Consider the following 13,752-nt stretch of genomic DNA (forward strand, 5'->3'; position numbering starts at 1 on the left):
CCATTCGGCGTCAGTTCTCTATGGGCGGTTGCGCTAAAGTATGCGCGCCGCCGATTACCCGGGTCACGGTGGTGACCACGCAGATGGCAAAAAACACCCAGGCTATGGTGGCAAAGTGCGTCGGTATGAGACACATGGCCAGTAAGAACAAAATCGTTTCCGTTCCCTCAGCAAGGCCATTAAGGTAATAAAACCCTTTACTGGGATATTGCATTGATTGCAGCTTGCGACGTTCGGCAAGAATGGCAAACGCCAGAAACGTCGATCCGGTGCCCATGAAAGAAAAAATCAATGCACTCGCCGCAAGGGCATTCTGCGCCGGGTCTGCCAATGCAAAGGCAAATACCACCGCCGAGTAGAAAATGAAATCCAGAACAATATCGAGGTAGGCGCCGCGATCCGTCGCTTCAGTCTGACGGGCGATGGCGCCATCAAGTCCATCCATAATCCGGTTAGCCAGGATCAATACAGCCGCGGCACCGGTATGGCCCAAGGCAATAGCCGGAACGGCGGCCATGCCAACCATGAAGCCGGAAATCGTCACCTGATCGGCGGTCACGCCCCGGTTAACGAGGCGTTTTGCAGTCTGTGCCAGTGGAGGTTTAATCCATTGTAATGTCCAGCGATCAAGCATTGGCAGGCTCCTTGTTGAGGGTGAGTCGCTGACTGCCTTCAGGAATGTCGGCTGGGTCGTGTGTTACCAGAATGGATGGAATGTTCTGTTCGGCGATGTGTTCAAACACCCATCCCCGGAACTGGGTGCGCAGTTGCTGGTCCAGTTTGGAAAAGGGCTCATCCAGTAAAATCAGATCAGGTTCGGATAACAGCGTACGCAGCAGGGCGATCCGAGAACGTTGCCCGCCGGACAGCGTGGCGATGTCTCTGGGGGCGAAGCCAGTCAGACCCGCCTCTTCCAGGGCATTGTGAATACGTTGATCCCGTACGTCCCGACTCAGGCCGGATGGCAAGCCAAATGCCAGGTTGTCGTAGACGTTCAGGTGCGGGAACAGCAAGTCATCCTGAAACAGGATGCCGACGTTGCGTTGGTCGACACTCAGGTCCCTGAGGTTCCGGTCGTTGAGTGTCAATGCGCCGGTGCTGAAAAAGACCGGATTGAGGACGCCACAGATATCAGCCAATAACGTGGATTTGCCGGAACCACTGGGCCCCTGGATAGCCAGAACATCCCGACTGCTCAGTTGGGCGGTCAACGGAGCAAAAAGCGCAGCGCCCTGTAAATGAATTTGGTACTGATCAAGAATAAACATATTAGCCACTCAGTTTTGCATCATCTCGCGTCGGTTTCGGAAATACAGAGCCGGAATCAGGGTCGCCAGCGCAAACATCACCAGCGGTAGCGATTGCTGCCACAATGCCATCACCGCCATCATCCGCCGGTCACTGCCGGTGGCCATGGCTACGGCTTCAGTGGTCAGGGTACTGAAACGGCCAGCCCCGACAAACAGTGTGGGCAGGTACTGGGCGATTGAAACAGCAAAGCCTGTGGCGACAGCATACAGTATGGGTCGTAACAGCATCGGGAACTTCACCCGCCAATAGGCTGTGAACGGACCGCTGGACAGAGTCCTGGCGACCCAGGCGTAACGTTCGTCAAACCGGCGATAAGGGCCGCTGAGAGTCAGGAAAACGTATGGCAGAACAAATACCAGGTGTGACCAGAGCAGAGCCGGAAAGGTGCCATCCCAGCGCAGACCGATCAGTGAAACCTGAAAGCCAAAAATAAACGCAACCTGGGGAACGACCAACGGCAGGTATAGCAACCAGAGCACCCGGCGGGTATTGACCGGGCGATTCATCTGCTTGAGCCGAACCTCATTTTCCAGCGCCAGAATCACCAGAACAATGGCAATCAGGCTGGCCAGTCCGGCCAGTTGCAGAGTACACCATAGTGGATCTTCAATGCGACCGGTGATGCGGCTCCAGGCCCTCAGTGAAGTCGATTCCGGCAACCAGTCCGGATAGCGCCAACGTAAGGTCAGGCTCCAGAGCGTCGTTACGACCAGGCCAAGTAAATACAGTAACCCGGTGATGCTCACCAATAAAATCGCAATGGGCCGCTCGGGGCATGTGTGCCGGGTGATCTGGCGACCACGGCGCAGCGTGCGGTTACGCCACCAGGCCAGCGGTTTTTCAACGATGCGTAATGCCCACAAAATGAGCAAAACACCGAGGAACAGTGCGGTCGCGCCGGCCGCACCAACCGTGCGCAGGCTCAGATCCGGATCATTAAACAGCCGGGTGATCAGGACTGACAGCGTTGGTGGTGTGGTCGGACCGGCAATGAGCGCAAGGTCAACCACCGTAAGTGAGTAGGCGACGACCGCAAAAAAGGGCAGTCGAATCTGTCGGTACAGTTGCGGCCACAACATCCACAGCCAGGTCGCCCGTCGGGAGTAACCCATGCCTCGCATCAGCCAGAGGGTTCGATGCACTTTCAATGAAGGCAATACGGCCAGCGACATGAACAGTAAAAATGGCAGCTCCTTCAATGCCAGAGTGACCGCCAGGCTGAACCCGTAAGGGTCCTGAAAGAGACTCCAGACCGGTGGGCGGGCTACCCATCCAGTCGCTTCATGGACCAAACGCAACAACCAGCCGCTTGGAGCAATCAGAAAGCCCAGTCCAATCGCAAAAGCCGCGTGTGGCACCGAAAGAACCGGAGACAGTGCTTTTTCGATTTTCTGGAACAGTCGCGAAGGATACAGTCCGATCAGAATCAGCAGTAGCATCGCCAAAGCAAGGAATGAGGCGCCCAAACCGCTGATCAGTGTTTTTACGGTCGAACTGTTCACTCCCGGATACGCCAACCACTGACGCCAGGGCGTCAGTGACAGGCTGTGTTCATTCAGCGCCGGAAAGTAGCCGAAGGCGGGTAACCAGGTGCCCAGCAACCCAACGATGATCGGTAACAGGAACAGCGCTGCGGTCAGCCAGGGTATGATGGCCAGAATGGCAGACCACAGCGACGTTGGCCGGCGCAGTGAGAGGGAGGATGTCAACGTCGGCACCTTGTTACTGGCTGTAGCGCTCCAACCAGGCCTTTTCGAGCGCTTCTACCCAACTAGCATGGGGTTCTAACAGAACGTTGGCCAGGGCTTCATTAGACAGCGTCGCGACGCCTTTGGGTAAATCGGCAAAGCGGGCTCGATCGGTTGCCGTCAGTTTGCTCATGGCCAGTACCGTTGGGTCACCCCAGATATCGGTGTTCGCTTTTCGAGCCTGGGCTTCGGGAGACATCAGGAAGTTGGCGAAGACCATCGCACCTTCCGGGCTACCAGCATTGTAGGGGATGCCGACAAAGTGCGTATTGGCAATGGTGCCACTGTCGTGAATATGGGTGCGGACACTGTTGGGCAGTTCGCCATTTGCAATGGAATTGCTCGCTTCAAATGGGTTGAAGCTCAGGGAAATCAGGATTTCGCCGTCATTTAACAGTTGCTTCATTTGCGGCGCTCCGTCGGTAAAGACTTTGCCTTCACGCCACATTAACGGATGGAGTTCATCAAGATACGACCACAGTGGTTCCGTGATGGCGTCAAAGTCGGCCAGTTCGACCGGTTTGTACAAGGCATCGGAAGGTTCAGTCAGTTCCAGCAGAATCTGTTTGACGAACGTCGTGCCATGAAAAGCCGGGGGTGCCGGATAGGTAAAGCGCCCCGGATTGTTTTGGGCAAAGTTCAGCAGTTCAGCGGCCGAAGTGGGCGCCTCGGCGATTTCGGCAGAGTCGTGCAGAAATACCAGTTGCGCCATGCCCCAGGGTGCCTCGAGGTTATCCACTGGCGTGGTAAAGTCGAACAATGTGGTTGGTTTGTTCTCAGTGTCGACCAGCGCATAGTTGGGCAGCAGTTGCGTAAATGCGCCGTAGAGCAAACCATTGGACTTCATGTTGGCGAAATTCTCACCGTTTAGCCACAGTAGGTCTACGGCTCCGTCATCGTCGTTGCCAGCGGTTTTTTCAGACAGAATCTGGTTCACCGCATTCGGCGCGACGTTCTTAACATGTTGCACCTCAACGTCATAGAGACTGTCCACGCGATTGATGGCCCATTGGATATAATCGTTGATGTTTTCGTCGCCACCCCAGGCGTGAAAATACACGGTCTGGCCCTTGGCCTTTTCAAGAATGTCAGTCCAGGTTTCTGCCCAGACAGGTGAGGTAGTCAGTACGCAAAATGCGACTGCAGAACTAAGCAGGCGTTTCAGCATGAAATTTTCCCTGTTTCAATCAAGTGAGTTCGGTATAAACAGAACAGTGATTTATGATGTCAATGTTATACGAGAGAAGACAGATTCGGGTCAAAAAAGTTCCGCCGGATAAAAACTGTACATTTCAATGGGCCGATGGTGGTCTGGTCTTCACATCTTTATCGCTTTTGCTCAGGATAGATTGAGTTCCGTTTAGAATCGAGGTGAACATGACGCTCAGTAAAGTGCTCAAAAAAGAACAGAGTCGATATCTGGCGGAGACCGGATGGGCATCGCTGGACGATGCTCAGATAGATGCATTGATGCGGGTAGCGCTGGCCAGTCCCTGGTTTGCAGGCTGGTTAAAACATCAGTCTGATTACGCTGAGCTGATGGCTTTTTGTCATGCGGACGATGTCACCTTTGAAGATCTGGACGCCTTGGCTGAGCACTGGTCTGTTGATGAACAGGATCAAGTCATGGCGGATCTGCGTCACTGGCGCAATCGCCATATGGCCCGTTTAATTGCCCGGGATGTCTGGGGGATGTCGACGGTCCGTGATACGGCACGAGCCGTCAGTGATATGGCTGATCGGGCGTTAACGCATGCACTGGCCTGGAGTACAGCGTTTTGGCGGGCTAAAGAAGGCGTCGCGGCGGTTTGTCCTCACAGTGGTGAGCCTCAGCAGCTCATTGTCATCGCGATGGGGAAGCATGGTGCGAGTGAGTTGAACCTGTCATCGGACATCGATCTGATATTTGCCTACCCTGCGCAGGGCCAGACGTCCGAAGGACGGGATCACGAATCTTACTTTACCCGTATCGGGCGCAAACTGATTCAGTTGCTGGATACCCGTACCGCGGACGGTTTTGTGTTCCGGGTTGATATGCGACTGCGCCCCTGGGGGCAGTCGGGCGCGCTGGTTTCCGGGTTTAAGGCATTGGAAAACTATTATCTGCAGCAAGGGCGATTTTGGGAGCGTTACGCCTTGGTGAAGGCGCGTCCGGTCACGGGTCATCCGGCGGCTCAGGAAGCTCTGATGGCAATATTGCATCCTTTTGTTTATCGCCGCTATGTCGATTTTCAGGCCGTAGGCGCGTTGCGCGATCTTAAATCAAAAATTCAAAAGGAAGTCCGGCGGCAGAACCTGGATCGCAATGTCAAACTGGGCGCCGGCGGCATCCGGGAAGTCGAGTTTATCGCACAGGTGTTCCAGCTGGTGCGTGGTGGGCAAGATGAAATTCTCCAGCAGCGGGGGACCTGGCCGGTGTTATCGGTGCTTAAATCGATGGGGTTAATGCCGGCAGAAGCGGTTGACGAACTGGTGGCGGCTTATGATTTTTTGCGAGACCTTGAACACCGTATTCAGGCCATTCGCGACGAACAAACACAGAATCTGCCTGTGGATGAAACCGATCTTGAGCGTTTGGCGTTGAGTCTGAACTTTAAGGACGCCAGCGAGTTGCTCGATCGATTGGCTGAGCATCGCGCGCGGGTGCAGACTCATTTCAGTCAGCTGATTTCAGATCAGGATAATGAACACGATACGGCTAAGCAGGAGGCCTTACAGGAAGCCTGGCAAGCTGAAAAGTGGGCAGGAGCGGGTGAAAATGCTCTGACCGACGCGATGCAGGTGTTCCACGAGCTGCCGGGGGTCAAGCGATTGAGCGGAATGGCCCGGGATAATCTCGATGCGTTTATGCCACTGTTGTGGGCCGAGCTTCGTCGCCACAGCGATGCGGTGGAGCGCTTCGACGCGATTCGTCCCATCCTCGAAGCGGTTTTAAGGCGTTCTTCCTATTTCTCGCTGTTGCGTGAAAACCCCCAGGCTATCCGGGAGTTGGTCAAGTTGGTGCCGGCCAGCCCCTGGATTGGTCGGTTGCTGGAAGAGAAGCCATTTCTATTGGATGAACTGACCGACGTCGATCAGCTCTACCGTTTACCGAATCGTTCGGAGCTGATGGACGATTTACATCAACAGTTGCTGAGGGTTCCAGAGGAAGATCTGGAGCGGCAGATGGAGTTGTTGCGGCATTTTCGTCATGGACGGGCATTACGTGCGGCCGCTTGTGAAGTGGCCGCGCATCTGCCACTGATGAAAATCTCCGACTACCTGGCCTGGGTGGCCGAAGTGGTTGTTGAACAGGCGCTTTCCCTCGTCTGGCGTGCTCAGGTGGCACGGCACGGGCGTCCCAGTAAAGCCGATGGCGACTGGTGTGATCCGGACTTTGGCGTTATTGCTTACGGCAAAATGGGTGGGTTGGAACTGTCTTACGAGTCCGATCTGGATTTGGTCTTTCTGCACAACGCCGACCCGCAGGGAATGACTGAAGGGCCGAAGTCTGTTGAAAACGTGGTGTTTATGACCCGATTGGGGCAGAAGCTGATACACCTGCTGTCCGCCGTTACGCCATCCGGAATGTTGTACGAGGTTGACACCCGGCTGCGGCCTTCGGGTAATTCCGGGCTGTTGGTCAGCAGTTTGGGGTCGTTTATGAAATATCAGCAGGAGCAGGCCTGGGTTTGGGAGCACCAGGCGCTGGTCCGAGCTCGCTTTATTGCTGGTGACGTGAGGATTCGCGAGGCGTTCGATGGCTATCGGCGACAACTTATTTGTCAGTCACGAGATCCTCATACCTTGGCAGCGGACGTGGTGGCTATGCGGCAGAAAATGCTCGATCACCTGTCTTCCGCGGCGACCGGAGAAAGTGCTGAGGTGTTTCATGTTAAGCAGGACCCCGGCGGTATCGTCGATCTTGAGTTCTTAGTACAATACTTGTTGCTGTCTCATGCTCACGACCACCCGGATGTAGCGAAATGGTCGGACAATATCCGATCAATCGAGGAACTGGCCCGGGCCGGTGTTCTGACCGACACCGAACAACAGCAGTGGCTGGAAGCTTATCTGGTGCTGCGGCAGCAGATTCATCACGCGGTGTTGGCCGGCGACAGCAAAAAAGTCCCTCTGGAAGACATGTCGGAGGAGCTGGTGCAGGTCAGGGAGCGCATCCAGTCGGCATGGGCGTCGCGATTGCTGTCTCAGCTTCCGACCGCTGAGTCGACATAAACAGGTCGTATTGGAAACTATCCGCAACGTTTTCTTGCAATCTTTGCGGCTTAGATGCGGTCACGGTTCTGGTCTCGCTGTTTTAACTTCGCTTACAATGGCCGGACGTATTCACAAAAGTTTCAGGAAGTGCACCATGGCAGCATTCGGTACGGTTTTTATGCCTCAGATGACCCTGGCCACCTTTGAGGATGGGCAGTGGAGCGATATTCAGACGGTTCCCTCAGACCGTTTGGAGTTTCATCCCGGCGCTCATGTATTGCATTACAGCAGTACCTGTTTCGAGGGGTTAAAAGCGTTTCGCCATGACAATGGCGATGTGTGCATTTTCCGTATGGATGCCAATATTCGCCGGATGGCGCAGTCGAGTCGCTTGCTGTCTTTACCGCCGATTGACGAAGCCCAACTGCATCAAATGATCGTCGACATCGTCACTCAGTTTAAAGGTGACGTACCTACCCCGCCGGGGTCGATGTATATCCGGCCAACGCACATCGGCACCGAAGCGGCCATTGGTAAGGCGGCCGCGCCGTCCATGTCGTCCCTGCTGTATGTTCTGCTGTCACCGGTTGGCGACTATTTTGCCGGTGGCGATGTCACCCTGCGCCTGTTGCTCGAAGAAAACGGTCAGCGTTGTGCGCCACACATGGGGATGGTGAAGAGCGGCGGTAACTACGCCAGCGCCTTAGGGCCGATTTCCCGTGCCCGTGAAAGTGTTGATGCGGACCAGGTGCTGTTTTGTCCTAATGGGGACGTTCAGGAGACGGGTGCGGCGAACTTCATTCTGATTGACGGCGATGAAGTCATCACGAAAGGCCTCGACAGTTCATTTCTTCATGGCGTAACGCGAGACTCAATTCTGACTCTGGCGCGGGATCTGGGCATGACCGTGAGTGAACGGGATCTGACGGTCGATGAGCTGATTGAACGCGCCCAGAAACCGGGGACTGAAGCCGCACTGTCTGGTACGGCAGCGGTGTTGACGCCGGTGGGAACCCTGATTCATAACGGGCAGGAGTTTCAGGTGGGTAACGGAAAGCCGGGTGCGACTACGCTACGGCTGCGTGAAGCGCTGAATAATGTTCAGTGGGGTAAAGCCGAAGACGCACATGGCTGGTTGACCCGCATCTGATCGATGGGGCACGTCGGGCCTTGAGGCCCGACTGACTTTGTCAGAGGTTCTGGAAACGCTTTAGATTGGACAGTTTAGGGTTCGGCTTGTCTGCTTTTCGTAAAATCAGTGCAACGTGGCCGATGGTCTGAACCAGGACCGCATTGGTCTGCGTAATCAGTTCAGCGACGATGGCTTTCTTGTCTTCCCGGTCTTCGGTGACGACTTTCACTTTGATCAGCTCATGGTCGTTTAAGGCACGATTGATTTCTTCGATGACGGTTGCAGACAGCCCTTTGTCTCCAACGGTGACAATCGGGTTCAGTTGGTGACCGATGGTGCGCAAGCGCTTTTTTTGATCCTGGCTTAGGCTCATAATCCGTAAATCTCATGTTTATTTCATTGCTTTGATCTAAATTGTACTTTAGAACGGGGCAAATCACTAAAGAGGAAAGTGCGTGGCACGGCCCAAAAACAGTAAAGATTGGTTGAAAGAGCATTTCGATGACCCTTTTGTCCACAAGGCGAAGCAGGATGGGTATCGCAGCCGGGCCAGTTACAAGTTGCTTGAGCTCTGTGAGAAAGATCGTCTGATTCGTCCGGGAATGATGGTTGTCGATCTTGGATCAGCCCCGGGTGGTTGGTCGCAGGTGGCCGCTCGAATGGTGGGTGACCAGGGGCGAGTGGTGGCATCGGACATCCTTGAAATGGATGCCGTTCCTGATGTCGAGTTCATTCAGGGCGATTTTACCGATGAAGCGGTCTATCAGGCCCTTTTGGACTGTATCGGAGATCGGCCTGTCGACCTTGTAATTTCTGACATGGCCCCCAATATGAGCGGTAATGCGGTTATTGATCAGCCAGCGGCAATGTACCTTGTTGAGCTGGCCCTGGACATGGCCCAATCGATTCTGAGACCGGGTGGTGCCTTTGTCGCCAAACTGTTTCACGGTGCCGGCTTTGATGAGTACGTCAAAACGGTTCGTCAACAGTACACAAAAGTAGTCATGCGTAAGCCGGAGGCTTCCCGAGCCCGCTCACGCGAAACTTACATCGTTGCTACCGGTTTTAAAGGCTAAGCAGGCACGCAGCGAGTCTGCGTAAGAAGGTGAAAATTGAACGATATGGCAAAGAATCTAATACTCTGGGTGATTATCGCCGTGGTGTTGTTGGCAGTCTTCCAGAATTTTGATGGGGCTTCCAGCGCACAAAATGTCAGCTACTCCCGCTTTGTGCAGCTGGTGGAGCAGGATCAGATCAAGACAGCGACCTTCGTCGGTGATTCAATGATCTATGGTGAGCGGCGCGACAGTACCCGATTCGAAACCCAATTGCCTTCTGGCGTTGATAACACTGAAATCCGCGACAGTATGCTGTCTCATAACGTTGAGGTGTCTGCGCAACAGCCTGAACAGCCGAGTATCTGGACTCAGTTGTTTGTCGCTGCGTTCCCGATTCTTATCATTCTTGGCGTATTCATGTTCTTCATGCGGCAGATGCAGGGCGGAGGCGGTGGTGCCAAAGGTCCGATGAGTTTCGGTAAGAGTAAGGCCCGGTTACTCAGTGAAGATCAGATTAAAACAACCTTCAAAGACGTTGCTGGTGTCGAAGAGGCCAAAGAAGACGTACAGGAACTGGTTGAGTTCTTGCGTGACCCGGGTAAATATCAGCGCTTAGGCGGTAAAATTCCTCGCGGCGTGCTCATGGTGGGACCGCCGGGAACAGGTAAAACACTGTTGGCTAAGGCCATTGCGGGTGAAGCTCGCGTACCGTTCTTCTCCATTTCCGGTTCGGATTTTGTTGAAATGTTTGTCGGTGTCGGTGCCTCAAGGGTGCGCGACATGTTCGAGCAAGCTAAAAAACAAGCGCCTTGTATCATCTTCATCGACGAGATTGACGCCGTTGGCCGATCACGGGGCGTTGGTATTGGCGGTGGTAACGATGAGCGCGAACAAACTCTGAACCAACTGCTGGTTGAGATGGATGGTTTTGAAGTCAATGACGGCATCATTGTGATTGCCGCAACCAACCGTCCCGATGTTCTGGACCCGGCTCTTCAGCGTCCGGGCCGTTTCGACCGTCAGGTCGTGGTGTCACTGCCTGATATCCGCGGTCGTGAGCAGATTCTGAACGTCCATATGCGCAAAGTTCCGGTTTCCGACGATGTTGATCCGAAGGTCATTGCCCGCGGTACACCTGGTTTCTCTGGTGCTGACCTGGCAAACCTGGTGAATGAAGCTGCACTGTTTGCAGCGCGTATTAACCGCCGCACGGTAACTCAGGAAGAGTTTGATAAAGCAAAAGACAAGATCATGATGGGCGCTGAGCGTAAATCCATGGTCATGAGTGAGAAAGACAAGGAAATGACTGCTTATCATGAAGCCGGTCATGCCATTGTTGGCCGGCTGATGCCTGAGCATGACCCGGTTTATAAGGTCACGATCATTCCCCGCGGTCGGGCTCTGGGTGTGACCATGTACCTGCCTGAAGAAGATAAGGTCAGCTACAGCAAGCAATACATCAAAGGTCGGATCGCCTCAGCCTATGGCGGCCGGATTGCGGAAGAGTTGATTTACGGTGACGATCAGGTCAGCACGGGTGCGTCTAACGACATCCAGCAGGCGACGGGTATGGCCCGGAACATGGTTACCAAATGGGGTCTCTCCCGAATGGGACCGATTCAGTACGAAGAGGAAGAGCAGGGCTACTTGGGTAGTCAGACCAATCGGGGTCACATCTCTGATGAAACGTCGAAGGCCGTCGATGAAGCCATTCGCGAAATCATTGATGAAGCCTATACCAAGGCGACTGAAATCCTCAGTACTCATCGCAATGAGTTGGAGTTGATGAAAGATGCATTGATGGAATATGAAACCATCGATTCACATCAGATTGACGACATTATGGAAGGTAAAAAGCCTCGCAAGCCACGTGGCTGGGATGATCGCAATAACCCGCCAGCGGCCGCAGCTGAACCCGAAGTCGCCGAAAAGGAAGAAGAGTCTGACGAGCAAAAACCTTCTCCAGGTGCGCAGCCTGATGCGTCTTCTGAGTAAGGTCAGCGCGAGCAGGTAATTCAAGCTCGGTAAACGAGACAATTAAAGTCGGCGAGAGCCGGCTTTTTTAATTTCAGAGGAATCTTGCCAGTGTCAGTATTTGATTTTGCAGGTCGAACACTACCGCTGAACCATACGCACATCATGGGCGTGCTGAACGTCACGCCGGACTCTTTTTCAGACGGCGGTCGGTATCGTCACCTTGACGATGCGCTGCGTCAAGCTCAGCAAATGGTGGCCGATGGTGCGGCATTGCTCGACATTGGTGGTGAGAGCACCCGACCAGGGGCAGCGAGCGTGTCGGTGGCCGAGGAGTTAGATCGGGTCATCCCCGTTGTTGAACGACTGGCCAGCGAGCTTGACGTAGTTCTTTCTGTTGATACCAGTACTCCAGACGTTATTCGGGAAGCCGCCCGTGTCGGCGCACACTTGATTAATGATGTACGGGCGTTACGCCGAGAGGGTGCATTGGCAGCCGCGGTGGATGTCAATCTGCCTGTTTGTCTGATGCACATGCAGGGCAAGCCGGCAACCATGCAGGAGCGCCCGGAATACACCGATGTGCTGGTTGATGTTAAGACCTTCTTGGAGGCGCGGATGGAGGCCTGTCTCAATGCCGGCATCGATCGTGATAAGATTCTGCTGGACCCTGGGTTTGGGTTCGGAAAAACCGTTGATCACAACCTTCGATTGGCCAATCATCTTCAGGATGTTGCCATCGGTGGTCGACCGCTTCTGGTTGGCATGTCCAGAAAAAGCACCATCGGTACCGTACTGAATCGGCCTGTGGATGCTCGGTTAAGCGGTACTTTGGCTTTTACGGCCGCGGCGACCTGGCAAAATGCCTTTATCGTGCGAGTGCACGATGTTGCGGAAAACGTGGATGTGGTCAGAATGATTGAAGCCATTCGAATGGAACGATACGAGAGCAAAGACGAACATAGGAGTCAGCAGTGAGTCAGGGAAAAAAATATTTCGGCACCGATGGTATTCGCGGTGAGGTCGGTAAGGGCGTCATAACACCAGAGTTTGTGCTGCGATTAGGATGGGCTGCCGGGCGGGTCTTTGCAAAAGAAGGGCGCGGAAAAATTCTTATCGGAAAAGATACGCGTATTTCAGGCTATATGTTTGAATCGGTACTGGAAGCCGGTCTTGCAGCGGCTGGTTGCAATAGTTTAATGGTTGGCGTGATGCCGACTCCGGCCATTGCCTATCTGACACGCGCGTTCCACTGTGATGCAGGCATTGTGATTTCGGCTTCGCACAACGCCTTCTATGACAATGGTATTAAGTTCTTTTCCGCTGATGGCACCAAGCTTCCAGATGAAATCGAACTGGCGATTGAAGCTGAACTCGATCGGGTCATGGAAACGGCTGCCAGTGAAAAACTCGGCAAGGCGCGTCGCATTGATGATGCCAACGGGCGTTACGTCGAGTTCTGTAAGTCGACGTCGGGATACCTCAACCTGGACGGCATGCACATCGTACTGGACTGCGCCCATGGGGCGACTTATGACGTCGCACCGAAGGTGTTTCGGGAGTTAGGTGCACAGATTACTGTGATTGGTGCGCAGCCAAACGGCCTGAATATTAATGAACAGGTAGGCTCAACGCACCCGTCGGCACTGCAGAAGGCGGTTCTCGATACCGGTGCGGATGTCGGCATCGCCTTTGATGGCGACGGTGACCGTCTGCTCATGGTTGATCATGAAGGGCAGGCTGTGGATGGTGACGAGTTACTATACATCCTGGCTCGGCATTTGAGTGTCAATGGAACGGTTCGGCAAGGTATTGTTGGGACGTCGATGACCAATCTGGGATTAGAAGTCGCTCTGGAAAAGCTGGATCTGAAGCTGGTTCGGGCAAATGTCGGCGATCGCTATGTCATGGAACAGCTGAACGAACATGATTGGGTGCTCGGAGGGGAAAGCTCCGGTCATTTGGTCTGCAAGCATGTCACGACAACCGGGGATGGTATCGTTGCGGCTTTGCAGGTGTTGAGTGCCTTGCGAGCCTCAGATCAGTCTCTGGCTCAAGCAAAGACCGGGATGAGAAAGTTTCCGCAGGTGATGATCAACGTCAAGCTGCCATCGCAGATGGATGTGTTAGCCTTGCCGCCGGTTATCGATGCTGTGTCCCATGCTGAGGCTGAGCTGGCTGAGAGTGGTCGGGTCTTGCTCCGACCGTCTGGAACCGAACCGGTGGTTCGGGTCATGGTTGAAGGCGAAGACATCTCTCAAGTGCAAAAAGTCTGCAAGCAGTTAGCAGCAGTAGTGGAGGCAGCGGTCAGTTAACGTTCTGAACGGATACG

The 13,752-nt window shown here is 54.1% G+C and carries 11 protein-coding genes; 6 read left to right on the forward strand and 5 right to left on the reverse strand.

All coding sequences use genetic code 11. From position 1 onward, the window contains the following. Positions 1-10: 10 nt before the first annotated feature. Genes MED297_RS01195 through MED297_RS01210 form a run of 4 tightly spaced genes read right to left on the reverse strand, consistent with a single transcriptional unit; the run spans position 11 to position 4,227 of the window. Positions 11-634, reverse strand: coding sequence for a CDP-alcohol phosphatidyltransferase family protein (locus MED297_RS01195; protein WP_008041595.1), 624 nt, complete (start codon positions 632-634; stop codon positions 11-13). Continuing rightward, entirely contained in the window at positions 627-1,268 is a 642-nt protein-coding gene (locus MED297_RS01200; RefSeq protein WP_008041596.1) for an ATP-binding cassette domain-containing protein, read from the reverse strand. Before MED297_RS01200 ends, MED297_RS01195 begins: the two co-directional genes overlap by 8 nt. 9 nt (positions 1,269-1,277) lie before the next feature. After that, the gene (locus tag MED297_RS01205; RefSeq protein WP_154650806.1) at positions 1,278-3,020 is read right to left on the reverse strand and encodes an ABC transporter permease; all 1,743 of its coding nucleotides are present in this window, start codon (positions 3,018-3,020) and stop codon (positions 1,278-1,280) included. Between the two features lie 13 nt (positions 3,021-3,033). Beyond that, positions 3,034-4,227, reverse strand: a complete 1,194-nt coding sequence (locus MED297_RS01210) for an ABC transporter substrate-binding protein (RefSeq protein WP_008041598.1) — start codon at positions 4,225-4,227, stop codon at positions 3,034-3,036. A 209-nt stretch (positions 4,228-4,436) separates the two neighbouring features. Here MED297_RS01210 and glnE point away from each other — a divergent pair, with 209 nt between their 5' ends. Together glnE and MED297_RS01220 are read left to right on the forward strand one after the other, a co-directional pair. Further along, positions 4,437-7,274: a bifunctional [glutamate--ammonia ligase]-adenylyl-L-tyrosine phosphorylase/[glutamate--ammonia-ligase] adenylyltransferase gene (gene glnE, locus MED297_RS01215; RefSeq protein ID WP_008041599.1), complete on the forward strand. Its 2,838-nt coding sequence runs from the start codon at positions 4,437-4,439 to the stop codon at positions 7,272-7,274. Between the two features lie 97 nt (positions 7,275-7,371). Then, complete coding sequence (locus MED297_RS01220) at positions 7,372-8,406, forward strand: branched-chain amino acid aminotransferase (RefSeq protein WP_083779297.1); 1,035 nt, start codon at positions 7,372-7,374, stop codon at positions 8,404-8,406. A gap of 40 nt (positions 8,407-8,446) precedes the next feature. Here MED297_RS01220 and yhbY read toward each other — a convergent pair whose 3' ends face one another. After that, a complete protein-coding gene (yhbY, locus tag MED297_RS01225) occupies positions 8,447-8,761 on the reverse strand; it encodes a ribosome assembly RNA-binding protein YhbY (protein WP_008041601.1) in 315 nt (104 codons plus the stop codon). Positions 8,762-8,843: 82 nt separating this feature from the next. Between yhbY and rlmE the strand changes: the two genes are divergently transcribed. The 4 genes from rlmE (at position 8,844) to glmM (ending at position 13,735) form a co-directional block, all read left to right on the forward strand. Continuing rightward, complete coding sequence (gene rlmE / locus MED297_RS01230; protein ID WP_008041602.1) at positions 8,844-9,464, forward strand: 23S rRNA (uridine(2552)-2'-O)-methyltransferase RlmE; 621 nt, start codon at positions 8,844-8,846, stop codon at positions 9,462-9,464. Between the two features lie 45 nt (positions 9,465-9,509). Next, positions 9,510-11,441, forward strand: a complete 1,932-nt coding sequence (ftsH, locus tag MED297_RS01235) for an ATP-dependent zinc metalloprotease FtsH (protein ID WP_008041603.1) — start codon at positions 9,510-9,512, stop codon at positions 11,439-11,441. Positions 11,442-11,531: 90 nt separating this feature from the next. After that, positions 11,532-12,398, forward strand: a complete 867-nt coding sequence (gene folP / locus MED297_RS01240; protein WP_237613398.1) for a dihydropteroate synthase — start codon at positions 11,532-11,534, stop codon at positions 12,396-12,398. Then, on the forward strand, positions 12,395-13,735 hold the full coding sequence (gene glmM / locus MED297_RS01245) for a phosphoglucosamine mutase (protein ID WP_008041606.1): 1,341 nt from the start codon (positions 12,395-12,397) through the stop codon (positions 13,733-13,735). The genes folP and glmM overlap by 4 nt, the downstream gene beginning before the upstream one ends. Positions 13,736-13,752 lie beyond the last annotated feature (17 nt).

This window comes from Reinekea blandensis MED297, from assembly GCF_000153185.1.
Lineage (GTDB): Bacteria > Pseudomonadota > Gammaproteobacteria > Pseudomonadales > Natronospirillaceae > Reinekea > Reinekea blandensis.